The sequence below is a fragment of the Acidisoma silvae genome, from assembly GCF_020618775.1.
Classification (GTDB): Bacteria; Pseudomonadota; Alphaproteobacteria; order Acetobacterales; family Acetobacteraceae; genus Acidisoma; species Acidisoma silvae.
Genome location: NZ_JAESVB010000013.1, coordinates 41,751 through 66,577, shown reverse-complemented (window position 1 = coordinate 66,577; position 24,827 = coordinate 41,751). Strand labels below are relative to the sequence as shown.

Annotated in this window: 23 protein-coding genes; 8 read left to right on the top strand and 15 right to left on the bottom strand. The window is 60.2% G+C overall.

Going from position 1 to position 24,827, the window contains the following annotated elements; genetic code table 11:
• Nucleotides 1–48: 48 nt before the first annotated feature.
• From ASILVAE211_RS19730 to ASILVAE211_RS19710, 5 genes are all read left to right on the top strand, one after another.
• Complete coding sequence (locus ASILVAE211_RS19730; RefSeq protein WP_227323076.1) at nucleotides 49–2,466, top strand: DotA/TraY family protein; 2,418 nt, start codon at nucleotides 49–51, stop codon at nucleotides 2,464–2,466.
• Entirely contained in the window at nucleotides 2,456–2,833 is a 378-nt protein-coding gene (locus ASILVAE211_RS19725; RefSeq protein ID WP_227323075.1) for a hypothetical protein, read from the top strand. The genes ASILVAE211_RS19730 and ASILVAE211_RS19725 overlap by 11 nt, the downstream gene beginning before the upstream one ends.
• Before the next feature lie 73 nt (nucleotides 2,834–2,906).
• Nucleotides 2,907–3,215: a hypothetical protein gene (locus ASILVAE211_RS19720; RefSeq protein WP_227323074.1), complete on the top strand. Its 309-nt coding sequence runs from the start codon at nucleotides 2,907–2,909 to the stop codon at nucleotides 3,213–3,215.
• A 63-nt stretch (nucleotides 3,216–3,278) separates the two neighbouring features.
• Nucleotides 3,279–4,346 (top strand): M50 family metallopeptidase, encoded by a 1,068-nt coding sequence (locus tag ASILVAE211_RS19715; RefSeq protein ID WP_227323073.1) that lies wholly within the window; start codon nucleotides 3,279–3,281, stop codon nucleotides 4,344–4,346.
• A 28-nt stretch (nucleotides 4,347–4,374) separates the two neighbouring features.
• Entirely contained in the window at nucleotides 4,375–4,680 is a 306-nt protein-coding gene (locus ASILVAE211_RS19710) for a hypothetical protein (protein WP_227323072.1), read from the top strand.
• Between the two features lie 151 nt (nucleotides 4,681–4,831).
• Here ASILVAE211_RS19710 and ASILVAE211_RS19705 read toward each other — a convergent pair whose 3' ends face one another.
• The 4 genes from ASILVAE211_RS19705 to ASILVAE211_RS19690 are packed head-to-tail and all read right to left on the bottom strand — an operon-like array spanning nucleotide 4,832 to nucleotide 7,562.
• Nucleotides 4,832–5,287 (bottom strand): hypothetical protein, encoded by a 456-nt coding sequence (locus ASILVAE211_RS19705; protein WP_227323071.1) that lies wholly within the window; start codon nucleotides 5,285–5,287, stop codon nucleotides 4,832–4,834.
• The gene (locus ASILVAE211_RS19700; protein WP_227323070.1) at nucleotides 5,284–5,877 is read right to left on the bottom strand and encodes a hypothetical protein; all 594 of its coding nucleotides are present in this window, start codon (nucleotides 5,875–5,877) and stop codon (nucleotides 5,284–5,286) included. Before ASILVAE211_RS19700 ends, ASILVAE211_RS19705 begins: the two co-directional genes overlap by 4 nt.
• Before the next feature lie 3 nt (nucleotides 5,878–5,880).
• Nucleotides 5,881–6,942: a hypothetical protein gene (locus ASILVAE211_RS19695; protein WP_227323069.1), complete on the bottom strand. Its 1,062-nt coding sequence runs from the start codon at nucleotides 6,940–6,942 to the stop codon at nucleotides 5,881–5,883.
• 59 nt (nucleotides 6,943–7,001) lie between these two features.
• Nucleotides 7,002–7,562: a hypothetical protein gene (locus tag ASILVAE211_RS19690; RefSeq protein WP_227323068.1), complete on the bottom strand. Its 561-nt coding sequence runs from the start codon at nucleotides 7,560–7,562 to the stop codon at nucleotides 7,002–7,004.
• Nucleotides 7,563–8,425: 863 nt separating this feature from the next.
• Here ASILVAE211_RS19690 and ASILVAE211_RS19685 point away from each other — a divergent pair.
• Complete coding sequence (locus ASILVAE211_RS19685) at nucleotides 8,426–9,397, top strand: LysR substrate-binding domain-containing protein (protein WP_227323067.1); 972 nt, start codon at nucleotides 8,426–8,428, stop codon at nucleotides 9,395–9,397.
• A 246-nt stretch (nucleotides 9,398–9,643) separates the two neighbouring features.
• On the opposite strand, the gene ASILVAE211_RS19680 is transcribed toward ASILVAE211_RS19685, so the two are convergent.
• The 7 genes from ASILVAE211_RS19680 to ASILVAE211_RS19650 form a co-directional block, all read right to left on the bottom strand.
• A complete protein-coding gene (locus tag ASILVAE211_RS19680) occupies nucleotides 9,644–10,156 on the bottom strand; it encodes a hypothetical protein (protein ID WP_227323066.1) in 513 nt (170 codons plus the stop codon).
• Nucleotides 10,157–10,166: 10 nt separating this feature from the next.
• The gene (locus ASILVAE211_RS19675) at nucleotides 10,167–10,961 is read right to left on the bottom strand and encodes a DNA/RNA non-specific endonuclease (protein ID WP_227323065.1); all 795 of its coding nucleotides are present in this window, start codon (nucleotides 10,959–10,961) and stop codon (nucleotides 10,167–10,169) included.
• A gap of 119 nt (nucleotides 10,962–11,080) precedes the next feature.
• Nucleotides 11,081–11,911 carry a hypothetical protein gene (locus ASILVAE211_RS19670; RefSeq protein ID WP_227323064.1) on the bottom strand — a complete coding sequence of 277 codons (831 nt, stop codon included), beginning with the start codon at nucleotides 11,909–11,911 and terminating at the stop codon, nucleotides 11,081–11,083.
• A 200-nt stretch (nucleotides 11,912–12,111) separates the two neighbouring features.
• The gene (locus ASILVAE211_RS19665; protein ID WP_227323063.1) at nucleotides 12,112–15,363 is read right to left on the bottom strand and encodes an error-prone DNA polymerase; all 3,252 of its coding nucleotides are present in this window, start codon (nucleotides 15,361–15,363) and stop codon (nucleotides 12,112–12,114) included.
• On the bottom strand, nucleotides 15,360–16,865 hold the full coding sequence (locus ASILVAE211_RS19660) for a Y-family DNA polymerase (protein WP_227323062.1): 1,506 nt from the start codon (nucleotides 16,863–16,865) through the stop codon (nucleotides 15,360–15,362). Before ASILVAE211_RS19660 ends, ASILVAE211_RS19665 begins: the two co-directional genes overlap by 4 nt.
• Entirely contained in the window at nucleotides 16,862–17,407 is a 546-nt protein-coding gene (locus tag ASILVAE211_RS19655) for an ImuA family protein (protein ID WP_227323061.1), read from the bottom strand. The genes ASILVAE211_RS19660 and ASILVAE211_RS19655 overlap by 4 nt, the downstream gene beginning before the upstream one ends.
• Nucleotides 17,408–17,564: 157 nt before the next feature.
• Nucleotides 17,565–17,798 (bottom strand): hypothetical protein, encoded by a 234-nt coding sequence (locus tag ASILVAE211_RS19650; RefSeq protein ID WP_227323060.1) that lies wholly within the window; start codon nucleotides 17,796–17,798, stop codon nucleotides 17,565–17,567.
• A gap of 285 nt (nucleotides 17,799–18,083) precedes the next feature.
• On the opposite strand from ASILVAE211_RS19650, the gene istA reads away from it, so the two are divergent.
• Nucleotides 18,084–19,604: an IS21 family transposase gene (gene istA / locus ASILVAE211_RS19645; RefSeq protein WP_227323059.1), complete on the top strand. Its 1,521-nt coding sequence runs from the start codon at nucleotides 18,084–18,086 to the stop codon at nucleotides 19,602–19,604.
• Nucleotides 19,594–20,397, top strand: coding sequence for an IS21-like element helper ATPase IstB (gene istB / locus ASILVAE211_RS19640; RefSeq protein WP_227323058.1), 804 nt, complete (start codon nucleotides 19,594–19,596; stop codon nucleotides 20,395–20,397). Before istA ends, istB begins: the two co-directional genes overlap by 11 nt.
• A 66-nt stretch (nucleotides 20,398–20,463) precedes the next feature.
• Here istB and ASILVAE211_RS19635 read toward each other — a convergent pair whose 3' ends face one another.
• From ASILVAE211_RS19635 to ASILVAE211_RS19620, 4 genes are all read right to left on the bottom strand, one after another.
• Nucleotides 20,464–21,996, bottom strand: a complete 1,533-nt coding sequence (locus ASILVAE211_RS19635; RefSeq protein ID WP_227323057.1) for an IS3 family transposase — start codon at nucleotides 21,994–21,996, stop codon at nucleotides 20,464–20,466.
• A gap of 47 nt (nucleotides 21,997–22,043) precedes the next feature.
• Nucleotides 22,044–22,652 carry a PAS domain-containing protein gene (locus tag ASILVAE211_RS19630; protein ID WP_227323056.1) on the bottom strand — a complete coding sequence of 203 codons (609 nt, stop codon included), beginning with the start codon at nucleotides 22,650–22,652 and terminating at the stop codon, nucleotides 22,044–22,046.
• A gap of 167 nt (nucleotides 22,653–22,819) precedes the next feature.
• On the bottom strand, nucleotides 22,820–23,485 hold the full coding sequence (locus ASILVAE211_RS19625) for an acyl-CoA-like ligand-binding transcription factor (RefSeq protein WP_227323055.1): 666 nt from the start codon (nucleotides 23,483–23,485) through the stop codon (nucleotides 22,820–22,822).
• Nucleotides 23,482–24,678, bottom strand: coding sequence for an FAD-dependent monooxygenase (locus tag ASILVAE211_RS19620; RefSeq protein WP_227323054.1), 1,197 nt, complete (start codon nucleotides 24,676–24,678; stop codon nucleotides 23,482–23,484). Before ASILVAE211_RS19620 ends, ASILVAE211_RS19625 begins: the two co-directional genes overlap by 4 nt.
• Nucleotides 24,679–24,827 lie beyond the last annotated feature (149 nt).

The following is a 24,827-nucleotide window of genomic DNA, read 5'->3' as shown; positions in this document are numbered from 1 at the left end:
GTTCGCAATCTCGCATGGCAGCTTTCGGGAAAATCCCCCGAGGTAGCCATGCGAATTTGCACTCTCCTGTTCCTCGTCCTCGCCATCACGGTTATCGCTGGGCCTGCGTTTGCGCAGACGACAAATCCCTACGATGTAAGCTGGTCTGCGCTCGATCCAGGCCAAGACTGGGCGGCGCAGGTCGTCAAAAGCCTGTTCCCGACAGGCGCCTCGATTGGCACAACCACGACCGCGACTTCGACCGGTAGTGAAGCCACCGTCATCGGTCAGATCATCGGTCAATTCACAGGTTACGTCGCGGCCATCGCCTGCGCCTTCGTCTGTTACAACACCATCATGACGATCCACCGTGCGGCAGAAAGCTCGCAGATCCTGGGCAGCAATCAGTCTTGGATCTTCGTCGTGCGTGTCGGCTTCGCCGCCATCATGATGTTTCCGCTCGGCACGGGATTTTCGGCAGGACAGGAACTCGTCGAGCAGGCCGCCTTGTGGGGGGTCGGCATGGGCAAAGCCCTTTATACCAATGCCGTGCAGGCAGTCGGTCCGGATGCGATGATCATTGCCCAGCCCGTCATACCAGGGACGGGCGACGTGGTGTCCGGGCTGATCAGTTCCGAGCTGTGCATGGACCTGGTGAACCTCGCTGGCGGCTCCGCCAATCCGGGCGGTAGCAACCTCGTCTCGATTCCGCAGCCGGTGTCCGGGTCCGATACGACAGACGGCTCCTATGTGAGCTGGCGTTACAGCCTCTCGGCCGGCAATGAATCCGGCGATCCAGCTTGCGGCTCCATCACGGTCAATGAACCTCCGAAAAATCAGACGACCGTCGCAGGCGTCAACGTCAACATGGCAGGGGTCCAGCAAGCGATCCTGCAGGACATTCTGAACGACGACATCCGCTCTCAGGTCGAGAACGTGGCGACCCAACTCTACCAGACGAAAAACAGCTCGGCCTTGTCATCGCTGCAATCCGTCTACACCAGCGCCGTCAACGACTACACCAAGGATCTACAGACGACGGCAACGAGCGAGCAGTCGGCGATCAATAGCGCAATTCAGGGCAATGCCACGGCCGCTCGGCAGGGCAATCTCGATCTGCTGACGGCACAACAGGCGGAGGCGGACGGAACGTCCCCTTTGGAAACGAGTGAAACCCAGCAATCGGCCCTGGGCTGGACATCGGCCGGCGCTTACTACCTTGAGATCGCGCGGCTGAATGCGGCGACGTTGTCGCTTCTCAATGCCACCCCTGACGTGACCTCGCCGACATATGAGGGCATCGGCCAGTCGATGTCCTACGATCTGGCGCCCATGGTCAGCGCCGCCAGCGCCTACATATCCACCCTGCGCACGACCGCGACGACGACCGATCAATCGGAGCCGCCCTCGGGCGTCCCGACGACCCTCGCCTCCATCACCAACGAGCAGCAGGGCAGCTCGGTGCTCGAACAGATCTTCAACTCGATGCACATCTCGCAATGGACGCTGAATCACATCGTCAGCTTCCTCCTGCCGAGCAATCAGACCTGGACCGATCCCTTCGGCGGGTTGATGGGCCTCGGTCAAACGCTGATGAACACAGCCTTGCTCGCTTTCGTGGCGGCGGGGCTCCTCGCCTCGAAGGCCGCGACAGCCGGCATGACGGTCTACCAGGTCTTGACCTTCCAATGGGGCGGCGCAGCCGCGACCGTGGCGGGCCACGCCCTGGTCAATTTTCTCGCCATACCGATCTTCATGTTGCTGACTGCCATCCTCATGCCGGGCATCATCATCGCCTATGTTTTGCCGATGATCCCTTATGTCCTCTGGATGGCCGGTGTGTGCGGCTGGATCATCTTGGTTTGCGAGGCCATGGTCGCGGTGCCGCTCTGGATGCTGGCGCACATGACCTTCGGCGGCGAAGGGCTGCACGGTCGGGGCATTGAGGGCTGGGGCCTTTTGTTCAACGTCATGTTCCGGCCGGTTCTCATGGTGATCGGCTTATTCCTCAGCTACTTCGTCTATGACTGCATGTCGCTGTTGATCCGCCAATCCTTCGGCATAGCCACGGGTTTCGTGCTGGACGGGGGCTGGTTCGTCACGAACATGATCGGCGTCGTCGTCCTCGTGAACATCTTCGTCATGCTCCATGTGACGGCCGCGCTCATGTCCTTCCGGATGGTGACGTTGATCCCCCATCATCTGCCCCGTCTCATTGGGATCGCCCCAGCTAATCGGGTCGATGGGGAAGCTTTCTATCAACAGGCAGCATGGGGCGCGAGCGAGCGCATAGCGTCGGGCACCAAGAACGCCCTCAACGGAAGTCTTCAGGCCATCCAGGGTGCTCAGTCTCGTTCCCAACAAAGTTTGCCACGCGGCCCGGCTGGGTATATTGGTGGACCGTCGAGCCAAGGAGCCGAAGGTTCTATGGACTCAACATTGCGCGCAACCACCGATAGTAGCGGAGGCAGCGAAGATGATGAGTGATGCAATTACTGCCGCCAATATTATCACAGATGCTATGGCGGCTAACCAGTTCGCGGCCCTAGTAAATAGTGCTCGGGCGCGCCGGGACTACGAGGGTGAGATTGCCCACCTTCGCGCATGGCTGGAGCTTTACGAGCGCCAAAAGGCGGTGCTGGCCGCTGCCGCCCAGGAGGCGGTGAGGATCGCGAAGGCCGACCAAGCCAAATACGAGCGTCAGCTTGCCAAGCTTCAGCGGGAAAACCAGGAGCTACGGAGCCAAAACGCCGACCTCGCCGCGGGCAAGAAGGCGGCCGAAGATACGGCTCAGGACAGGGGTATGCAGTTGGTCCATTTGCGCTTTCACGGCGCTGAGCGTCCAGCGCGATAGCGCCTGACCGGATAACCCGCTCCGTTCGCAAATAAGCCGGCCAGACTGTGCTTCATCACCATGGAGCACAGTCATGCGCCGAGCCCTTCTCCTCCTCCCCATCCTGACGCTTTCCCTCGTGGCCTGCGAGAGCGGCAATATCAAGAAGGTGTCGGACTACCATCCGCCGCCGCCGCCGCCGATGCAGAACCCGGTCTATGACCCCTATGCGGGTTATGGCTCTTCAAATGCCATCTGGACCCCGCCGGTCGCTGACCGCGACGGGACGGTCGTAAAGCCGACCGAGCCCTCGACGCAGGACGACCGACCCTCCTACGAAACCGCCCCTTGGGCGACGGGCGCGAGCGGCGGCAGCCGGTTCACGCCCCCCGGCACCTTCTAGGCCGCCAAGCTCCTCCCACAACGATAGCACTGGACGCCCGCGGGCTTCCGGAAAGGAGGCTCCATGCCCCAGACCCTTCTAGCGGTCATGTCGGTTGCCGCGATCCTGATGATCGGGAATGTCTTGATCATCTGCCACGAGCTTGGCCACTACCTGGCGGCGCGCGCTAACGGGCTTGTGGCTGAGCGCTTCACCATTGGGGTCGGCCCGAATCTCTTCCGGCTGAAAGATCACCGAGGGACCGTGTGGAGCCTTTCCACCCTCCCGGTCGGCGGATTTGTCGCCTTCGCCGGCGAGCGCGATCGAAGCCGTGCCGGCGGCTATGCAGCCCTTCGACCAACAGCCCGCATGATGATTATTCTCGCAGGGCCAGCCGCCAACATGCTGGTCGCCATCGGGCTTTACGCCTGCATCCTTGCCGGCCGCGGTGAAACCACACTCCTCCCGATCGCCACGACGATCGCGGCTGGCTCCCCAGCCGCCCGGGCTGGGCTCAAACAAGGCGACCTGATCGTCGCGGCCGACGGTGCCCCGATCGTGACTTTCGCGGATCTCGGGGCCTTTCTCAAGGCGCGGCCGGACCAGACCGTCGATCTTCGCATTGACCGGCAGGGCGCGCAGCTCGATCTAAAGCCCCGCCTCGAGGCGCGGCATTCCAATGACCATGACATCGGATATCTCGGAATCGAGGCCCATACCCAGGGGTATCGCCAGCTTGGGCTGGGCCAGATCCTTCTTCTGGCACCGGCGCGGGCCTGGACAGTGCTTTCTCTGACCGTCACCGGGATCTTCAGCGCCGTCACCACGGGACAAGGCGCCGGCCAGTTCACGGGCATGATCGGTGTTGCTCACCTGGCGGGCGAAGCAGCCGCAAGCGGTCCCATCCAGCTTCTGGCCCTGACGGCCTTACTCTCGGTCAATCTGGCACTGATGAATCTGCTGCCGATCCCCGTTCTCGATGGCGGCGCGTTCCTGTTCTGCCTCTTTGAATGGATCGCCGGCCGCCCGGCCTCGGCTCGGGTTCAGGAATTGGCAACGCGCACTGGGGTGGCGGCGATCGCCGGGCTCTTTGCCCTGTCCACCTTCCATGATCTGGCCGGTTTCGGCCTGTTCCAGTGGCTACCAAAATAGCAACCAATCGAACCCAGAGGAGCCGAAAATGAGCCACCGCAACTGGCGGCCCCAGCCTCAAATGACTGCAACGGTCCGGCTCACTGGGGTTGCAGCCCAGAAGTTGACGGCCTGGTTGGCAAGCCAACCCCTTCCACCAAGGACCGCCAATGAAGCCCTCAACATGGCACTTGAAAGCCTCCAACCGCTCCCCCTCAACGAGAATTTTTTGGTGATGTGGCGAACAATCAGTGACCTGACAGCCGAACTGGATGAGATGAAGGCCCGGTTACAGGTTGCGAGCAGTGTGCTGACCGAGGTTGAGAAGGGTTCACGGCAAACCGAGCTGCAATGATCGGCGCCTAATTCAGCGGCTCGCCGGCGTGACACTGGATGGGGCGGTTAGGCCAAACATATGCCGCCCGGCTTAGTCGGGCGGCATATGTTTGCGCAACAGCATTGGCTGACCTGGTGAACCAAGCTTCCTGGAAGGGGCGCCAAGGCCCCTAGAATTCGCCGGGCTGCACGCCCTTCCAGTGAAATACAATCCGTCCTTGCTCATCCTGATGGACATTGCAGTATCTGATCCAGTGACCAGGGCTTTCCGAGGTCGGCACTTCGTGAGGCTGATAGACCCAGCCGATGACACCCGTGCGCGTCACCACCAAAAGCCAGTCGCCGCGCCGGGCGCCCATCGTGGCCACGGGCGACCAGGCATAGCCCAAACCGTTACGCCCGATATCGCCCGGCACGCTGAAAATCGGCGCGTTCGGGCCGATGTAGGTGCAGCGGAAAGGTGTCCCCGCCGGCGGCGTATAAACCGGCGTCAGTGACCCAAGCATGTTCCCTGAAACCTCCATGGAGGTTTCAGTCAACGTGCTCGACTGCGGGGGCATGACGCAGCCAGCCAAGCCCGCAAGAATGGAAATCGAGAGCAAGCGCGCGGTTAAACGATGTGTCATCGGGGCAAGAATTCCTTCTCCGCGGATATGTATTCGAGCCAGCTTGCAGCGCGGCCCATCCTGATCTGGAAATTAATCAAGGCTTGATAGAACGACAGCAAATAAAACAAGGCCAAGAAGGGCAGAAATTGCAGCAGCAACACGACACGCCCGCCATCGGATACCGTCCTGACTGCAACACATACCCAAGCCAGAACTAGGACGCAGCCGAGCCCGAACAGACCATAGGCAAGAAGCGCCGTCTGCCGCCGACGCGCGGCGAAGCGGCGCTCCAATTCCTCAATCGTGATCCCATAGGCAAAGGCGGTCCCGACCATATCGAATACGCGATTGTCTTGGGTTTTGAAGCGCCGGTCGCGAGAGCGGGGCTTGCGGATATCGCCGTAGGTTTGACTGATCGACGATGCGCCGGCCCGAATGGATTTTATCCCGAACCATTCTGCCGGGGAGGCAAGCAGCCAACCGACACCACGAGCGGACCGACGCAGCAACTTGAACCGTTCCCGCTTGTCGGCACTGCCCTGTCCGCCTTCCTGCTCGCCCGGATCGACCTGAGGAAGGACTTGCTCTCTGATCTCCCGCTCGCGCATGCCTCAGCTCCTCAAACCTGCGATGAAGCTGGAGACATCTGGCGGCACACCGTCGAAATGCCCCGTCGTGCCATTGGCACCCTGCCACCAGAACATCGGCGTGCCTTTCAAGCCCACCGCCTGAGCGACGGCCATGTTGTTGGCCAGACGCGCCTGCGCAGACGGATCTGGTGTGTTGTTCTCGCTACCGGACTGCCAGGCCCCGACAATCTGATCCGGCGCGTCACTCAGTAGCGCCAGCGCACTCCGTGTGCTCTGGCCATTATCCTCGTAGTCGAGAACCGAGAGCGGGATGATGGCGAGTTGGATTTGCCCCGCCTGGACGTAGGGCTGGAGCGCCTGAAAGGCTCGGATCGAATACATGCACTGCGGATCCATCAGCATGTAGACCAGCGGCGCTGACGCCGAGCCCTCCGTGCCATAGGTCGCCTTAGCCAGCACCGACAGTTCCTGCCCTGGCTTCGCTTGACCACCAGGACCGATACCGCCGATCTCCACCGTGGGCACCGCCCCCGGAATCTGTGCCACCTGTTGACGTGTCAGGTCTTTGCCGGAGGCGTCCCACATGACGCCGGGAACCAAGCCTTGCTTATCGGGCGTCGCATAGAAGACCTGGAACTGCTGGCCGCTGCGGACGAAGTAACCCTGGAAACCATGAGCCTCACCGACATCGGTGATGTTCCCGGATGCGACGGTCTGGAGTTGGCCGACGGTAAGGTCGATCGGCACCCCGGAGACACCGGTCTGACCATCCTTCGATAGCTCGAAAATCATGAATTGGCTGCCGCTACGAGCCGAGATCGCCTGAAGGCCATGGATCGTCCCGAGATCAGAAACCTGCGCCCCAGACGCCGCAATATGCTGAGCAAATGCGATATTGGCGAGGCCTGCCGGCAGGGCTGTCGCCTTCGCACGTTGGGGCTGCGCAGCGTCGATGGGCGGCGCGGCCGGCTGGGCAACGGGCGCCGATGTCTTGATGACCGTCGGCCCTTGCATCGCGCATTGTGGTGATGCGGCAAGTGCTGGGGTTGCGAAGAGGATGAAAAGGCCCGCTGTCCAACGCATGCTGTGAACTCCTGTTTGAGGAGTCCAGGCTAGGCGGGCGTTTTGCGAACGGCGCTCGTTTAGTTGAGCCCTCCCGCATCCAACCGTCCGACCACTGCGCTGGAAAACGCGAACGCAAAACCCATGATCCGACGAATGGACCGGCTGTTGGTCAGCGTCTTCCGCCAGCTCCCCATGACGGGCTTGGCAGTCTCAAACTGCCTGAGATCAGTCTCAAACCGCCTGAGGAGTGCCGCGGCTTCGTGGGCATATTCGACCAGTCTTGCGACCATCTCCGGGTCTTCCGGTCCATAAGCCACGAACATCTCCATGAGGACATTGAGCTTGGCGGTACAGCCTCCGGCGCTGACCGCCTGTGTATTTGAAAGCTCAATCAAGGCACTGCGTCGTTGAGCGTCCGCCCTCTCCAGGGTTCGACACTGAGGATGGCCCGTCGGTAGGTCTGCGCCCTTCTCCTCCATCTCTCGATTTAGCGCCACGCAAAGAGCGTTACTCGATGCAACTTTCGCTAAGGCCGCCATCAGCTCCAAATCATGATCATCGACCTGAGGCGGTCTTACACTGAGCACTTGTAACGTTGGAGGTTCCACCTCCGGCTGACAGTTACATACATCCGCCATCTTCATCTCCTTCCGCTAGTGCTGACCGGAACCCCAAAAATTTTAGGGACCCCGAAACAGCTTGCTCCTAACGTCAATCAGGTCTCAGTACGAACGCACCCAATTGCCTAGGTTCCTTCTGTACGCGACACCGTCTTTACTTCCTTTATTCAAAACGTTTATTTGGTCAGTCAAACCATCTTCGCATTAATGCTTGCATGGTTTTCGGTTTCTAACTCTCTCGAGGGTTTCCCCTGATCAAAGTCTTTCCTCACATAGTTGTAACCACCAGTTACGGCTCTTGAAAGTGATAAATTGTGCGCTGAACAACCAAATGCCCTACGGCTACGCCCACACACATCTCCAGAAACCCCTTCTCCAGCAACAATCTTCCAAAGGAGGTCTAAGAACCCCGTGCGTGTTGGGCACGAGAAGCGTTTTTGGCCGCTAAGTCTTTGATGCAGAGAGAACAAACTACTCCTTGAGAAGCCCCCTATGTCCGGACAACATCGACTCAAATAATCGTGAGTACGAGAATGGCCGCTCAACCCCGAACCCTCAAGGCTAACTACAGAAAGTGTCATACGTTTGGTTTCCGTATCAAGTTTTTCAACGTCCGACGGCCGCCCGGAGCTGCGCATAATCCATAATAAGATTCCACCTGACGCTGAACGTCGCCACACAGACTGCCGGTCGGCAGTAAGCAACGGAACGCGCCAACCGCTAGAAGGATAGAGCAACGATGCTTGAGCCGCCTTCCCATCATCTATTTTCAACCCACAGAGTATTGCCCGTCATATTTTCCATTGACACATGCAACTGCAGGTCGTCCAGTCCGTGAATATTTGACACGCGGCGCGTGAAAAAATGACACAGGATGGACCATGAACCTCGCCGGCATTAATCTTAATTTGCTTCTCGTCTTCGACGCGACAATGGAACAACAAACAGTTTCACAGGCGGCTAAGCAGCTTGGCATAGGGCGCAGCACCACCAGCAAGGCACTTAGCCGGCTTCGGGCAGCACTCCAGGACGAACTGTTTTACGGAGGCGAGGACCATAAGTTGGTCCCGACAAAAGTGGCAGAAGACTTCCATAAAGGTATATCGGAGCCGGTTAAGCAGATTGTGGCATTTCTTAATGCTGTGACATTTGAGCCCGAGACATCAACCCGCACGTTTCATATCGCTGCTGGAGACTACTTCACATCAACAGTTTTACCGCGTTTGGTCGCGCGTGTCCGTGACCTGGCGCCCAACTGCACGATCTCAATTTTTCCCGTAAACAGGCTCGATGTTATAGAGCATTTAGACATTGGCGACGTCGACATTGTGCTTGGCTGGTATCCAAAACTGCCGGAAAGGCTGTCCCGCCGGGTTATTTTGACAGATGAAGAAGTACTGATTGTTCGACCTGGACACCCCCTCCTAAACGGCACGCCAACCACTAGGCAAGTGCTCTCATATCTGCAGGTCGTCGTAGACCTTGGAGGCGATACGGACGCGTCCCCTGATGGCTTCCACCATGAGGGACGGGTGCTCCGTCGCACTTGGATGACCCGGTTCTTTGTTGACTCGGAACAGGGCGACGAAGGGACGATCAAGCGGCCCGCAGTTACAGTCCCCTATTTCAGCGCCTTAGCTGCGGTCGTTGCTGTTACTGATATGGCGGCGACGCTGCCGCGACGCTTGGCAATTTTAGAGGCAGAAAGGGGCAAGGTTGTTATACTAACCCCGCCTTACGATCCCCTGAAGTTCGGTCTGCAAGCAATCTACACTAAAGCGCATGATAACGATCAGGGGCTCGCATGGCTGTTCGAACAAATTGCGGCGGTTACAGAAGCACTCGACCATTGATGAATTTTGAAACCTTCTGAACGCGAGGGCGAAGATCAAATTCCCCGTACTGTCCGTCTCTAAATGCGATTGATCTTTTTAATTCGTTCCGTAGCCTGCTCTCTAAGACGCTTTCCTACAAGACGGTGCCGGCTTGGAGGGACTTCGAAACAGCCGGCCTGGCGCCTGCTCAAGCTCGCCGGACACCGCATTTGCCCTAACTATCATTTTTGAGCAGCGCCGCTGTTCAGATGCGATTGCCGGATGTCATTTGGGGCTGACCTTTGCCGCAATTTTGGTCTTAGCAGATGTCGTTGTGAGTTGTTGATAGAGTCTCGGAAACATTACGCGGAAATTTGGTGGCTGGGTTAGGAGCCAATATTTGATGGCGGCAAATCCGGGATTTGTTAAGTAACACCGCATTTCATTCCCGGACTTTTCAATATTTATCAGACCGTTCTCCACCAACTTAGCTAGGGGGGGAGGAAGCTTCGTATCCGCCACATCTCGATCGCCCTGAGGCTTCACAACAAAACCCTCGTTGAAGGCCTTGTGGGACTTTTCCAAACTTAGAAACGCATCTCGAAGATAACGACGCTCAAGCGAAGTCAAAAAACGTTTTTCATCAGATCTTCTGTTTCGCCACGAGTGAGACGGGTCCCAACTTGAAGCGCGCGGCGATCGTCGAACGAGTGTCTGTTCGTCTGCCTTGTCAGCATTTTTTTTACCGGTGTTCTGTCGGTTCAGCGCCGCGTGTTGCTGCGGTCTCATAGTCTTCAAGTCAGCCTCCTTAACCTTGCGGCCGCGCGTGCCACACGTGAATCGGTTCGGGCAATTTAGAGGCGTCCGCCGCGATACTCGCCGGTAGGCCGGGAAACGGATCAACGCCAGACCTGTTTCGAAAGTCAGCGAGGGAAAGCCGCCAGAATTCATTACCGGGCGCATTTCGCACGACGAAAACACCCGCAATGCCGGCTTCGGGGTCATAGACGGCTTTATATATGTAGGCGGGAACTTCGATCCGACCCTGGAGCGCCCGCACGCCGGAAGTGTCAAACAGTGGTCCCGTGACGACGTAGACTTCATCCTGGTTGGCCAGCACCAGTTCGCGCACGGCGGTTTCAATGTCGGCCCAGAGATACCGATTGTCGTTTGAGTTTTGCGGGATCATGTTCGATAGCGCGAAGCTTTCGTATTGCGATGAATTGTCGGGTTCATCACCCGAGGGCGCCATGTGGCCACGATCAAATCCGGAGCCCCTATAATCTTCCAAGGTCGAGGCGTCCGCGTAGGGCAGCCGGCGATCGTCATGGAACGCGTCGTGTCGAGGCATGCGCAGCGCATCCTCGATTTGCCGTCCCGTCAGGTGCTCGGCCGAGTAAAGCGGGGTTTCCGTCTGGCTTGAGTACAGTGTGGCAAAATGGCTGGCGCAGAGCGCGTAGAGCGGCCCTTGTGCCGCCACGGCGGGCGGCACCTGATGCCAGAATTCATTCAAGCATCCGCCGAACGGCTGCGGAGTTGCACACGCCTCGTTCCCGACCGCCAGCAAGACTGCCAGCACGGCGGGGGCCAGCAGCGCCGCCACCGACCTCATCCGCTTGCCCCTCATCCTCATTCCTCACTCCATGACAAAATCTGCCGTGGAAGCTACCGAGAACTTTTGCGAACGGCTGCGCTTTGCGGGGCCATGAAATTCGCTTTGAGCTACGCAGTTTTCAAAACATATTCAGGCTTCACCGGGATGCCTTCTTCCATATTCACGCAGCACGGTGGAATAGGCACACGACGGCCATCAGAAAGGGCCCTTATATGCCCACGCCGCCAGTGTGGCTTCACGGACCAGCCGCCATGAGGCTGGTCCTCTGAGCGTGGCCGGTTGTGGCTTGGCCGCAGGTCGATGAGGATCTGAGATCGGATTTCCGGCCGCCCTTTGAGCAACCGTTGACGGTTCAGTTTCTCTGGCGCCGGCTCCGCGCGCCGCCAGGCCAACGGCGTTCCAAGCGCGCCGATCAGCGCGGCGACGGCGCGATAAGCACTTCGCACGCTCTCAATACCAGCGAGCGAACTGTCATGGCGGCTGACCCGGATAGTGGTGTCGCCGAGCCACATAGCGGTGAGGCGGCTGGTGAAGATGACCCGATCTTCCTGGAAGCCCGATTTGGACCGCGGGAGGAAGGCCATCACGTAGAGGCCGATGCCGGCCCGGCCGATCTCCGTTGCCGCCGGTATGTGGTGGCACATGGCAGCAAGGGACGTTGGCGGATGACTCGGCCCCTGAGTCAGCTCCGACCATGAAAGCCAGAACCGGCTATAAGGCGCCTGGGCCAATCCCGACGACCACAAATCGAACCCGAATCGCTGAAATGTGCCGAGGCTGTCGCCGGCATCGGTCTCGGAGATGATGCGAAATTCGGCGGCATCGGCAGCCTCGCGCATCACGTCTTCGCTGATGGCCGTGACCTCTTCAGCGCTCCAATGCTTTAGCCCGTCGAAGTGGCCTACTTGTATTAGCTGCAAAGCATGATGAAGGCGCATTCGCGAAAGCTCCCATTCCTTTGATAACGCCACCGACCCTGACCGCCCCATGGACCTTGGGCCGGAGAACAGCATTCGAAGTATCGGTCATTTTTGCGAACGGTCAGCCATAAGTCGTGCGTGCGTGACCTTGGTGGCGCACGGAGCATGGCTAAGCCCGCTAGACGACGCTAATGGCAAAGGCCCCTGGCAGAAGCAATTCAGCGAAAATCCCGACTGGGCGGCAGCCGAGCTTCATCTGCTTTTCCTGGGACCCCTGAACGGCGCGCGGTCGAACCTTCGTCTTGCGTCAGCATCTGAAGAAGATCGCTTCGGTCAGTCAATTTGCGGCAGATCAGATGCGTTATCGGTACCTCCGAGTGGTCGGTCTCGCGTTCAATCGTTCCCTCGGCCAACATAAGGCGCGATCCCACCAATGCAGACCGATCTCGTTCCCCCACGTTGGTGAAGACAACGAGATTGGCGATGCCAAACTCGTCTTCCAGCGTGACAAAGACGACGCCTTTTGCCGTGCCCGGCCGCTGTCGCATCAGCACAATGCCAGGCAGCCGAATGGGAGTGCCAGCACGGGTGGTGTTGAGGCGCCGGGTGTCATGGTAGCCAAGCTTGGTGAGCATCGGGCGCAATAGCGCGAGGGGATGTTGGCGCAGCGTCAGGCCCGTGGATGCGTAATCCATAACCACCGATTGCCCGGCTGCCTCTTGGGGAAGAGCCGGAGCTGGTTCCTGGATCAGAGGTGGATCGCCGAGGGAGTTTTCGACCAAGCGAAGGAGAGGTGGCACATCACGCTCAATAGCCTTCGCGTCCCACATGGCAGCGCGACGGCCTTGGCCTAGGCTCGCGAAAGCATCGGCCTCCGCAAGCGCCTCGATGGCCCGACGACTGACGCCAGCCCGGCGCGCGACCTCCTCAACCGAACCATAGGGCGCACCGTTACCAGAACGACGCACCTTGACGATGAGTCGTCCCTCTTCTTCCGGAAGACCCGAAGCCAGCCGGAGACCAAGCCTGAGGGCATGCCCATCGGCGCTTGTGAGTTCATGCTCAAGCGTGCTGTCCCAATCGCTCGCGTTGATGTCTACCGGACGCACCTCAACATCATGGTTCTGAGCATCTCTTACGATTTGAGCCGGGGCGTAGAAGCCCATGGGTTGGCTATTCAGCAATGCCGCCGCGAAAACTGCCGGATGGTGGCATTTGATCCAGGATGACGCATAGGCAAGATGAGCAAAGCTCGCGGCATGGCTTTCTGGAAAGCCATACGAACCGAACCCCTCGATCTGTTTGAAGACGCGCTCCGCCAGGTCCGGGTCATACCCGCGCCGGACCATGCCGCCAATCAACCGCTCACGGTAAACGCCGACCCCCTGAGTATGTTTGAAAGTCGCCATGGCCCGGCGCAACTTGTCGGCCTCGTCCGGCGTGAAGCCAGCGGCAACGATCGCGACCCTCATCGCTTGTTCTTGAAAGAGGGGCACACCGAGCGTGCGGCCGAGAACTTTCTTCAGCTCATCTCGCGGCCCGTGCTCTGGAGAAGGATGTGGGTAAACCGGCTTCTCCACACCCCAGCGACGGCGGAGGTAAGGATGAACCATGTCGCCTTGGATTGGGCCCGGACGGATGATCGCGACTTGCACCACCAGGTCATAAAACACTTCGGGCTTAAGGCGCGGCAACATTGCCATCTGCGCACGGCTTTCCACCTGAAAAACACCGATGGAATCCGCCCGACGCAGCATGGCATATGTCTCGGGACAATCGCGTGGCACGCCAGCGAGATCGAGATCGCGGCCGTGATGCCGGCGCAGAAGATCAAAACCTCGACGCAGGCAGGAGAGCATGCCTAGGGCCAAGATATCGACCTTGAGGAGCTTCAAAGCATCTACGTCGTCTTTGTCCCACTCCAGGACAGTACGCCCCTCCATGGCCGCATTGCCAATCACAGCCATTTCGGTCAGCGGCCCGCGGCTCATAACGAAACCGCCCACATGGGTCGCCAAGTGTCGGGGGAAATCTTGAATTTCAGCGGCAAGATCGAGCGTGAGGGACAAGCGACGGTCTGAAAGGTCGAGACCCTCCTCCTCAGCAAGCTCCGCGAAACCGTCGTCGCGGCCTGGCCCCCAACTGGCTTTCGAGAGGCGGCCAGTCATGTCTTCCGAGAGACCGAGCGCCTTGCCGACCTCGCGAATGGCGCTACGACCCCGGTAGCGAATGACTGTGCCGACGATCGCAGCTCGATCGCGACCATAGCGGTCGTAGATATGCTGGATAACCTCTTCGCGCCGCTCGTGCTCAAAATCGACATCGATGTCCGGGGGCTCATTGCGCGAGGCCGAGACGAAGCGCTCAAAGAGCAGGTCGTGCTTCGAGGGATCGACCGCGGTGATGCCAAGCACGTAGCAGATGGTCGAATTGGCGGCCGAACCGCGACCCTGGCAAAGGATGCCCTTTGACCGCGCAAAGCGCACGACTTCATGAACCGTTAGAAAATAGGGCGCGTATTCGAGCTGCTTGATCAGCTTGAGTTCGTGGGCGATGCGCGTCTGAATATCGGCCGGCACGCCATCAGGCCACCGCGCCGCGGCCGCCGCGTGGACACGGTCCGTCAGCGTGGTGAGCGGTGGCCGGCCAGGCTCGAGAATCTCGTCCGGATATTCATGATGCAACTCGTCGAGCGAAAAGCCGGACCCGGCCGCGAGCACGTCGAGACTATTTTCAAGCGCTTCTGGGTAGGCCTTGAACAACCGGCCCATCTCCTCCGCATTCTTGAGGCAGCGCTCACCATTGCGGTCGGCGGCAAAGCCGATGCGATCGACCGGGACCCCGAGCCGGATCGCGGTCAGCACATCGGCCAAACGCCGACGATCCGGGTGATGGTAGCGCGGGGCGGTGGTCGCCAGCAGACCGGCACCCGCGGCAGTGGCCATCGCCTGCAGCGTCTCGAGCCGCTGACGGTCGGCGCCGTCATAGAGGACCGGGGCGGAGCAGAGCAGGGGCAGGGCGAGGCCGTCCCCCAGATCGCGGGCGTCCCGTCGCAAACGCTCGCCGAAGGGGGCATCCGGGAAAGGGGGCGGGATGGCCGCCATCGCCCAGCCCACGGCATGATCGATCATCTCGTGCCGACCGAGCTGGCACTGGCCCTTGGGCGACCGCATGCGGCCGAGTGACAAGAACCGGGTCAGCCGTCCGTAGCTGGCGCGGTCCGTCGGCCAGGCGAGGTATTGCGCGCCGTCATCCAGCACCATCCGCGTGCCGACGATGAACGGTAGGCCAACCTCCTTCGCCGCGACATGCGCGCGCACGACGCCGGCGAGGCTATTGGTATCGCAGACGCCGATGCCGGCATGGCCGAGCGCGGCGGCGGTCGCCACCATCTCGGCCGGGTGTGAGGCACCGTCGAGCAATGTAAAATTCGTGCGGGCGCCGACCTCGGCAAAACCGATCGTTGTCACGCCAGATACCCATGCAGAAACCAGCGCGGCGGGCGATCGGCGCGGAGCGCTTCAATACGACCGATCCAAAGCCGGGATCCGGAGTCTAGTTCGACACGGTAGTAGTCCCGGCCGGTTCGTCGCGCTGTGTCGTGCCACCACTCCGGTTCGATCCGTTTGGGACCGTCCGATCGGGCAACATCATGGACAGCGCCGTTGAGGCGCAACCGGAGGGGCGGCCCGTCGGGGATTTCTGCGAGCACCATCAACGGCACAGGACGCTTGAGCAGCCGCACCGGTGCAGGCAGGTTCGATCGCGATGGATCTGCCTCCGGCACAACATCGAAAGGTCCGACACGCGTGACGGAGCGCTCGGGCCAGTGGCTTTCGGCAGGCGCCAGCCGCCAGACGGGCAGCCGCTGTGACAGGCGGTCGATCAACTGGGCGAGGGCTTCACCACGGCTGGCTTCATCAACACCGGCCGTCGCCATGGTCTTCTGGGCGGCTTCCATCGTGTTGGTGGCGCCTGCTTCCAGGGTCATGCGCTCGAAACCAAGATCCGGCTCCAACCGTTCCAGTTCATTGGCAAATAGGCGGCGCAAATGGTCGGGCGTGCGCGTCGGCAGGCCGGTGCCGACAGTGATTTCCTGCACGTCGCGATCGACCCGGAAGGCGCGGAGCGTCACTGACCGCGCGCCCTGGCCGGCATCGGCCAGTTGCTGGCAGAGCGGTTCGAGCAGGGCGTCGAGCGCCTGGTCGATCGCCGGGCGGGTGACAATCGGCTCCAGGAAGTTGACGGCCTCGGCAAAGGCAGGCGGCGGCCGCACCGGCGAGAGGCTACGGGGGCGATCGCCGGTCAGCGCGTCGAGGACATCCATCAATGCGCGCCCGAAGCGGCGGGAGAGCGGCCCGCGCGGCTGGTGCAAAAGATCACGGATGTGATGCAGACCGAGCCGGCCCAGACCGGACAAGCAATCGGGCGACAGCCGCAAAACACCAAGCGGCAAGTCCGCGATGACGGCCCGATCCTGACCTGGCGGCACCATCCGCGTGTGGTGGCCAGCGCGCGCCAGGGCGGCGCCGGCTTCAACGATGCCGGCGACGACGCTGCGAACGGTGAGGCCACCGCGAGAGAGGTCATCGCTGACGCGTGCTAGCAAAGCGGCCTCACCACCGAACAGGTCTGTGCAACCCGTGACGTCAAGCACGAGACCGTCCGAACCGTCGACCGCGGCGATGGGTGTGAACTGCGTGCCCCAGAGCGCCAAACGCTCCAGAAACGCCGCGTCACTCTCTGGGTCGGCGTCGCGTAGCTCGAGGTCAGGATGCATCGCCTGCGCGTCGGCGAGTGCCTGTCCCACGTACAGGTTGGTCCCCGGCGCGTCGACGCCGGTCAGCAGGCGGCGGTTACCCAGCATCGCCCATGTCGCCACCAGCTTGCCGGCGAGGTCCGGTTCGCGCTGACGGACGCGGTTTGTCTGCAGGAGCGGGAGGTGCAGCACGAGATAGCGGCGCGCCATCATGGCAACCGGCCGCCGGCAACAGCGCGCGATAGAGGTGAGAACTCTGCCGCCGCCAGGCGCAAATCCTGTGCCTGGCGATCCCAGACAACCGACCAACGCGCTGTGCGGCCGCCTGACGCGCGGAGCAGGGTCAGATCCCAGGCAGGCTCACTTGCAGAGCGCATCGCCTCGACACGCCATCTGCTGCGCGCGGCGGAGGGCGGCATGCGATCGGTGTCGGGGAGGATGAGGAGACCCACACCACCGCCGGCCTCGGCGGCGAGTTGCAATCGCCGGGCGGCAATCAGGTCAGGGGCAGGTCCGTCGAGCATGAGCGCCGCGCCGGCGATACCGGGGGACCGTAACGCTTCCTCAAAAGCCCAAAGCCCGTCTTGGGCGCGACGAGCGCTGGCCAGGATCAGGTCGGAAGCGAGGAGGCCGAATGCACTGAGCCCATCGGGCCAGATGTCGGGTTCAGCGCCGATCCACATCACGGCACCGGCTGCCCGCGCCAGGACAAGGGCGCAGAAGCCAGTCGCCGCCCCTGGGTCCGCTACGAGCACCTCGTGAAAGGCTCCCCGTGCCAGACCATGGCCCGGTAGGATCCGATCGATCTGGGGGCAAAGCGGAATAGTGTCTCCCCTGGTCGATGAAGCATGGCCCTCAATGCGAGCGACCGTCGCTCGGAGCATTTCGAGCACGCTCGACATAGGCTGCCCTTCAACCGGCCGAATGGGGACGGCCGGGGCGGGCTCGCATGACGATCAGCCCTGATCGCCGCAAGTGCTCCGCCAAACGGTCAGCCGCAAGTTTCGCCGCGAAATCCCAACCGCCTTTGCGCGGCTTGCCGCGCTCGTCGTAGCGAAGCGCGTAGGACAAGGCCTCCGCAATCTCCTCTGCCGTCGCGGCGGTGAGTTCGGCGAGGTCAGGTGGAGAGGGAGGGTCATCGGCCATGACGGCAAACTAGGCGAGACCGCACGAACAAAACAAGAACAAGATTCGCGACCGTAGAGGTGAATTGGCATTGACTCGGCCCTATCCGCCAAATCCCATCTACGTTGATGTCGCAGAATCACAGCCTTGCAAGCCCACCTTCCCGCACAGCCGATCGGGAGCATGCCTGATTGTTGAGTTTCACTGAGAGCTGACCCGGGAAGGCTAAATATTTTCGCTGAGAATTGACCCACTTTTTGACCTCTCCCTCGACGGAATTGTCGGGGGGCATTCGGAGTGATAAAAATGGATCTTCTCAGTGTGATCCGCCGGTGGCATTTCCGGCAGCACGTTCCAATCCGTGAGATTGCGCAGCGTTCGGGTTTGTCGCGGAACACGATCCGTAGATATTTACGTTCGGACGTATCGGTGCCGCGGTTCCGAACGCCGGGCCGGCCGAGCAAACTTGATCCATTTGCCGAGAAGCTGACCGCATGGCTGCTTCAAGAGGCACGGAAGTCGCGCAAGCAGAAGCGAACGACGAAGCAGTTGCACGTCGATCTGGTGAAGCTGGGCTATGCAGGATCTTACGCTCGTGTGGCGGCTTTCGTGCGGGGCTGGAAGGCTGAGCGGCAGAGAGACCATCAAACCAGCGGGCGGGGCACTTTCGTGCCGTTGGCCTTCGCGCCTGGCGAGGCGTTCCAGTTCGACTGGAGCGAGGACTATGCCGTGTTGGCGGCCCGTCCGGTGAAGCTCCAGGTTGCCCATACCAAGCTGGCCCATAGCCGCGCCTTCATCGTCCGTGCCTACCCGATGCAGACCCACGAGATGCTGTTCGATGCGCTAGCCGAGACGTTCCGGGTGCTGGGCGGCGTGCCGGATCGCGGCATCTTCGACAATATGAAGACCGCAGTGGACAAAATCGGCGTGGGCAAAGCCCGGCAGGTCAATCTCCGCTTCGCTGCCATGGCTAGCCATTATCTGTTCGAAGCGGAGTTTTGTAATCCTGCTTCAGGCTGGGAGAAGGGTCAGGTCGAGAAGAACGTGCAGGATGCCCGCCGCCGCCTATGGCACAAGACGCCCAGCTTCCCAGACCTCAATACGCTCAATGTCTGGCTGGAGGAGCAATGTATCGTGCAATGGGGACAGATCCCGCATGGGCTCCTGCCAGGCACCATTGCCGATGTCCATGCTGCGGAGGCCGCAAGCCTAATGAGGCTGGGGCAGCCCTTTGACGGCTTTGTGGAGCATACCAAGCGGGTATCTCCAACGTGCCTGGTGACTTTCGAACGCAATCGCTACAGTGTCCCAGCCTCCTTTGCCAACCGCCCTGTCAGCTTGCGCGTCTACCCGTGGCGCCTTGTCATAGCCGCCGAGGGGCAGATCCTGTGCGAGCACGGTCGGATCATCGAGCGCTCCCACCAGACGCCGGGTCGAACCGTCTATGACTGGCGGCACTATCTAGCGGTCTTGCAGCGCAAGCCCGGAGCGCTCCGCAATGGCGCGCCCTTCCTGGAGATGCCCGAGGCCTTCCGGACCTTGCAGGGGTCTTTGCTGAAGCGTCCCGGCGGTGACCGGGAGATGGTGGAAATTCTCGCCCTGGTGCTTCACCACGATGAGCAGGCCGTGCTCTGCGCCGTCGAACTGGCGCTTGAGGCCGGGGTGCCGACCAAAACCCATGTGCTGAACATCCTTCATCGCCTGATTGATGGGAAGGTGCTATCGCCGGCCCCTGTTGACGCGCCGCAAGCCCTTCGCCTCGATCAGGAGCCGGTGGCCGATGTCGAACGCTACGACACGCTGCGGGAGGCGCGTCATGCGTCATGATCCCGCAAGTGCTGCCGTCTTGGTTATGCTGCGCAGCCTCAAGATGTTCGGCATGGCCCAGGCCGTCGGTGACCTCATCGAACAGGGCGCGCCTGCCTTCGAGGCGGCCGTGCCGATACTGTCCCAATTGCTCAAGGCAGAGATGGCTGAGCGGGAAGTTCGCTCCATCGCCTACCAAATCAAGGCGGCGCGTTTCCCCGCCTATAAGGATCTGGCCGGCTTCGACTTCGCTGCCAGCGAGGTCAACGAGGCCCTCGTTCGGCAACTTCATCGCGGTGACTTCATGGCTAGCGCTGACAATGTCGTTCTGATCGGCGGCCCGGGCACAGGCAAAAGTCACATCGCAACCGCCCTTGCGGTCCAGGCGGTCGAGCATCTTCGTAAGAAGGTACGCTTCTTCTCAACGGTCGATCTGGTCAACACACTCGAACAAGAAAAGGGCGCCAACAAAGCGGGACAGCTCGCAGAGCGTCTGTTCCGCCTCGATCTCATTGTTCTCGACGAACTGGGCTACCTGCCGTTCAGCTCCTCTGGGGGCGCCATGCTCTTTCACCTCCTCAGCAAACTCTATGAGCGCACAAGCATCGTTATCACCACCAATCTCAGCTTCAGCGAATGGGCTGGCGTCTTCGGCGATGCCAAGATGACAACGGCCTTGCTCGATCGTCTTACTCATCATTGCCATATTCTCGAAACCGGCAATGACAGCTTCCGCTTTAGGGCTAGTGCCGCAGCCCCAAAACACAAAAAGGAAAAACTCACCTTGACCATGACCCCCTCTCAGGGATCATAACCACTTTCGCCCGGGTCAATTCTCAATGAAAATTCCGGGGATGCGGATAAAAACTTGGACTAAATTTTAAACTTTAATGCCAAGACTCTGTCGATATTCAAGGGGGCTGAGAGCGCCGAGGGATATCTTGATCCGCTTTTCATTATACCAGCGAATGTAGGAATCAACGGCCTCAACGAATTGTTCTATGGTCGAGCTCTTCCAGTCTCGAGAATAGAATAATTCAGTTTTCAAGCGTCCAAAGAAGCCTTCGCAAGCCGCGTTGTCAGGGGAGCAACCCTTACGAGACATTGATCGAGTAAGATTGGCATTCGTCATCCGTGAGAGCCAACCTGGCCAACGATAGTGAGCGCCACGATCTGAGTGGACAATAGGCCGGGTGGCCGTGTCGACCACTGTCTCGATAGCCGCATCCAGCATAGTGTTGACGAGCTTAGCGTCTGGATGCGCGCCGATGGACCAACTGATGACCAACCCATCGAAGCAGTCGACGATGGGTGACAGATAGACTTTGCCAGCCGGGATCTGGAACTCGGTTATGTCGGTCAGCCACTTCTCGTTTGGAGAAGCAGCCTGGAAGTCGCGATTAATAAGGTTCTCGGGCGCCGGGCTGATCTCCCCGAGATAGGATCCGTACCGGTTCCGCTTTGGTTTGGCAACGACCAAGCACTGCTGTTTCATTAGCCGCTGCACAACTTTTTCAGAGATCGTTACGTGCTGCCTGTCCAATGACGCTTGCAGCCGACGATAGCCATAGCAGCGATGGTTCTGCTCGAAAATTTCGGTGATGCTGCGGCGAATGTCACAATATTTGTCTGCTACATTCACACGGGCCCGATGGTAGAAGTATGAGCTTCGCGCCAGCTTCAGCTGGCCAAGCAGGTCCGGCAGCCGATAGAGATCTTTGAGGGCGTCAACCAGCACTGTCTTTTCCCGATTACTCAGGAGGTGCAGGTCGACGCCCAGGCCTTTTTTTAGGAGTTCATTGGCCTTCTTCAAGAGATCACGTTCAAGCTGCAGTTGTCTGATATCGCACCGCAAGGATTCGAGCTGGCGCTCCAGTTCCTCTCGCTCCGGTGGTGGATTGTTGTTGCTTTTCATAATTGCGGGAGCCTCACGGCCAAGTAACTGGTTCTTCCAGCTATACAATGTCGGCCTGCTTACGCCGAGCTTTTCAGCCACAGCCTGAGCGCTTGCTTGTCGATTGCAAAGTTCGATGACACCCGCCTGCTTCAGGGCCTCGGCATACCTTGGGCGGCCAGCGATCCCAACGGTAGCTTTTCTGCTTTCAGGAAACGCCTCCCGAACCCATGCAGTTAGCGTCCCACGCCCGGGATAGCCCAAGGCCCTCATTGTCGCAGCGATACTCCGATCATGACTGCGGTAGTGTTCAACAGCAGCCTCCTTCTGAGCTCGCGTGAACTTGGGAGCGCGGACCTTGCAGCCCAAAGGCAAATCATGGCGTTGCTCGTATTCCCGACACCAGCCTTTCAGGGCGTTCTTGGTCGGATAGCCCAGCTGGCGAATTGTTGGACGGACACGTTTCCCCAACTTGATGTAAAGCTCAACTGCCTGAATCCTGTCTTTATACGAATACATAGACTACCTCCTAGGCAGTCCAAGTTTTTATCCGCATCCCCTCCGGGTCAGCTCTCAGTGAAACTCAACACCACTTTGCTCTGGCCGTGCCAAAAATCCGGCCACGGGCAGCCGCGGATGGCCTCGAAATCTTGGACCTCCATGGCTTTCATGCCGCCTTCCGACATGAAGAGGAGATGGCCTGCCAGATCCAGCACCTTGATACAGTCGCCGGAGGCGGCCAGGACGCCCCGCATGAACGCGGCGTCGGCGCGCTGCTGCTCCATGTCCAAGCGCTGCTGGGTGTGATCCCGCACGATTTTCAGATAGCCGAGGTGTTCGCCGGCCTCACCACGGAGAGGCATCATCTCGCCCGACGCCCAGAACCGGCTGCCGTCCTTGCGGAGGTGCCAGTGCTCATCACGAGCTTGGCCCGTCTCGAGGGATTGCCGCATTTCGTAGGATGGCCGCCCTTGCGCCCGGTCGTCGGGCGTAAAGAAGATGTCCGCGGGCTTGCCGACCATCTCGGCGGCCGACCGGCCGAAGATCCGTTCGGCTCCCAAATTCCAGTCTGTCACGTTGCCGTCAATATCGGTCGCCACGATGGCGAAGTCCACGGCGCTGTCGAAGATCGCGCGATGGCGACGTTCGGCCAACTCCTCGGTCTGGTTTGTCAAGGCGGCCGGATCCTTCGTTATCAAAGCTTGACGCTCGATTTCGCGCCAACACGCGTCAGTAAGGCATTCGCCCGCCGTCGCCGCATGTTATCGGTATGCCATTCGACGCCCAGCCCGGCAACTCGGCGGCCACGATAGGACCTGATGATTCTCCCTCGTCAGCGAGCCTACGCTCGCCTTCGAATTGCGGATTGGTCGGTTAAACCTCGGGTTTTCTTTCCATCGGGTGCCCGTTGGAGCACTCGCTTCAGACAGAGCTTCCCCATCGTCGCGATAAGCGTTTCGCGCAGCGTTCCACCGACGGGAGTGTCGAGCCAGAACTGAATGGCCGTGCGCATCGCTGTCAGGACCATGGCTGCCGATAGACGTGGGCTGAGATCGACGGAGGGGTCCGCGCCCGTCCGCCGACCGATCTCTGCCGCAATCATCTGCTCGATCTCGATGTCGGATTTTCGTTCCTCAGCAAAAACAGACGGCTCGGATCGGATCAGGCGTGCGCGGACAATCCATTCCCGGTCAGGCTCATCTACAAACAGCGCGAGAACGGCGGCGCAAATTGCATCCTGTAGTGCTTCGCTGGCGGGCCGTGCCCGGAGGGCCATGCAAAAGAGATCGGCGCGAACTACCCCGATACCGACAATAGCGGCCTCCTTGTTCGGGAAATAGTTATTGAAGGTGCGCGTCGAGACCCCAGCCTCAGCAGCGATGTCCTCGGCGCGAACCTGCGCGACGCCGCGTTCCATCGCGAGCCGTAGCGCGATGTTGCTCAGGCTGGCGCGCATGGCGCGTTTTTTACGCTCGCGCAGTCCGATCTGTGATTCGTCAGCGGTCATTCGGCAGACGTAAGTCGGTCACCAGGAAAAGCATACTCTTTAAGCCGAGCCCCCTTATCCGATTGGGGCCCCGATACGAGGCGCACGAGAGGCGAGGACACAAAGAGGTTGCGGGCGGCGATGGCCAACCGCGTCCTCGGGACCGAGATGCCGGTGAAGAGATTCGCCTGCTTCCGCGCCACCAGAGGGCGCTGAGCAGCTTCGTAGCGAGCGAAGGCCGCCTCAAAATCGCCGCCTGCCGCCAATTCTCCTGCAAGTCGGTATGCGCCCGTAAGCGCGAGCAGCGCGCCAGCTCCTGACGCTGGCGATGCGCAATAGGCGGCGTCCCCTACCAGGGCGATCCTCCCGTTCGACCACGACGGCATCTGCATTTGGCCGATTGCGTCGAAATAGAAGTCCGGGGCGGCCTCAGCGGCATCGAGCAGAGCTGGAACATGCCAGCCAAGACCTGCAAACGCTTTGCGCAACAGACGTTTCTGCCCGGCGGTGTCACGAAATTCGTAGACAAGAGGTTGCTGGCTTCGGAAGATGAAATTGACCTGCCCGCGTCCATTCTCGTCTCGAAATACTGATACCGACTTACCAGGCTCGCTGTAATTCGTTGTCCAATAGGGTTCGCCGATGAAGAAATCGGCGCCAGCGGTGGCGAAATAGTGGTTCTTGAATACGCTGAAGCGCTCTTCCGGCCCGAACACAAGACGGCGGACATTTGAATGAAACCCGTCGGCTCCCACGAGCAGATCGAAGCGTCGAGGTGGGCCGTGCGCAAACATGACATCGACCTCGCTATGGTCCTGGGCAAGCGCTTTGATGGTGTCACCGAAGACGTATTCGACGTCATTCCGGGTCGCCTCATACAGTATTGACGCGAGATCGCCGCGCGTGATCTCCACATCCTCAGACCCCACCATCCTCTCCATACCTGCCTTGTCGATGCGGCCGCGCTGGCGGTCATCACGATCGACAAACCGCATACCTTTCGTGACGACCGACTTCGTCCGAACCGCGGCGCTAAGTCCCATGCGACCGATCACCGACAACGCCTCCGCGCGAATATCCACTCCGTTGCCGCCCCGGCGAGGTCCCGGCGCTTGCTCTACGACCGTTACCTCGAAACCTGCCCGGAGGAGCCAGAAGGCTACCACGGGCCCAGCAAGACTGGCGCCAGAAACTAGGGCTTTTGGGATCAACATTCGGCTCTCTGACTAGCTAATTGATCCGTGCCACAAACTTGCGCATTGCGCAATATTGCCTGTTAAGCAAGATTCTCCGACGCCCCCGTACCAGCGAGGAACGTGCAGGGCTGTTCAACGCCCCGCCACGCCTCTGAACTGAAGAAGGT

Coding starts and splice junctions, on each gene's coding strand:
- ASILVAE211_RS19730 (WP_227323076.1), top strand. CDS start 49: ATGCGAATTTGCACTCTCCTGTTCCTCGTCCTCGCCATCACGGTTATC.
- istB (WP_227323058.1), top strand. CDS start 19,594: ATGCGTCATGATCCCGCAAGTGCTGCCGTCTTGGTTATGCTGCGCAGC.
- ASILVAE211_RS19715 (WP_227323073.1), top strand. CDS start 3,279: ATGCCCCAGACCCTTCTAGCGGTCATGTCGGTTGCCGCGATCCTGATG.
- ASILVAE211_RS19695 (WP_227323069.1), bottom strand. CDS start 6,942: ATGCGTTGGACAGCGGGCCTTTTCATCCTCTTCGCAACCCCAGCACTT.
- ASILVAE211_RS19650 (WP_227323060.1), bottom strand. CDS start 17,798: ATGGCCGATGACCCTCCCTCTCCACCTGACCTCGCCGAACTCACCGCC.
- ASILVAE211_RS19625 (WP_227323055.1), bottom strand. CDS start 23,485: ATGACCGCTGACGAATCACAGATCGGACTGCGCGAGCGTAAAAAACGC.
- ASILVAE211_RS19660 (WP_227323062.1), bottom strand. CDS start 16,865: ATGATGGCGCGCCGCTATCTCGTGCTGCACCTCCCGCTCCTGCAGACA.
- ASILVAE211_RS19670 (WP_227323064.1), bottom strand. CDS start 11,911: ATGCGCCTTCATCATGCTTTGCAGCTAATACAAGTAGGCCACTTCGAC.
- ASILVAE211_RS19710 (WP_227323072.1), top strand. CDS start 4,375: ATGAGCCACCGCAACTGGCGGCCCCAGCCTCAAATGACTGCAACGGTC.
- ASILVAE211_RS19635 (WP_227323057.1), bottom strand. CDS start 21,996: ATGTATTCGTATAAAGACAGGATTCAGGCAGTTGAGCTTTACATCAAG.
- ASILVAE211_RS19705 (WP_227323071.1), bottom strand. CDS start 5,287: ATGACACATCGTTTAACCGCGCGCTTGCTCTCGATTTCCATTCTTGCG.
- ASILVAE211_RS19690 (WP_227323068.1), bottom strand. CDS start 7,562: ATGGCGGATGTATGTAACTGTCAGCCGGAGGTGGAACCTCCAACGTTA.
- istA (WP_227323059.1), top strand. CDS start 18,084: ATGGATCTTCTCAGTGTGATCCGCCGGTGGCATTTCCGGCAGCACGTT.
- ASILVAE211_RS19685 (WP_227323067.1), top strand. CDS start 8,426: ATGAACCTCGCCGGCATTAATCTTAATTTGCTTCTCGTCTTCGACGCG.
- ASILVAE211_RS19700 (WP_227323070.1), bottom strand. CDS start 5,877: ATGCGCGAGCGGGAGATCAGAGAGCAAGTCCTTCCTCAGGTCGATCCG.
- ASILVAE211_RS19720 (WP_227323074.1), top strand. CDS start 2,907: ATGCGCCGAGCCCTTCTCCTCCTCCCCATCCTGACGCTTTCCCTCGTG.
- ASILVAE211_RS19725 (WP_227323075.1), top strand. CDS start 2,456: ATGATGAGTGATGCAATTACTGCCGCCAATATTATCACAGATGCTATG.
- ASILVAE211_RS19620 (WP_227323054.1), bottom strand. CDS start 24,678: ATGTTGATCCCAAAAGCCCTAGTTTCTGGCGCCAGTCTTGCTGGGCCC.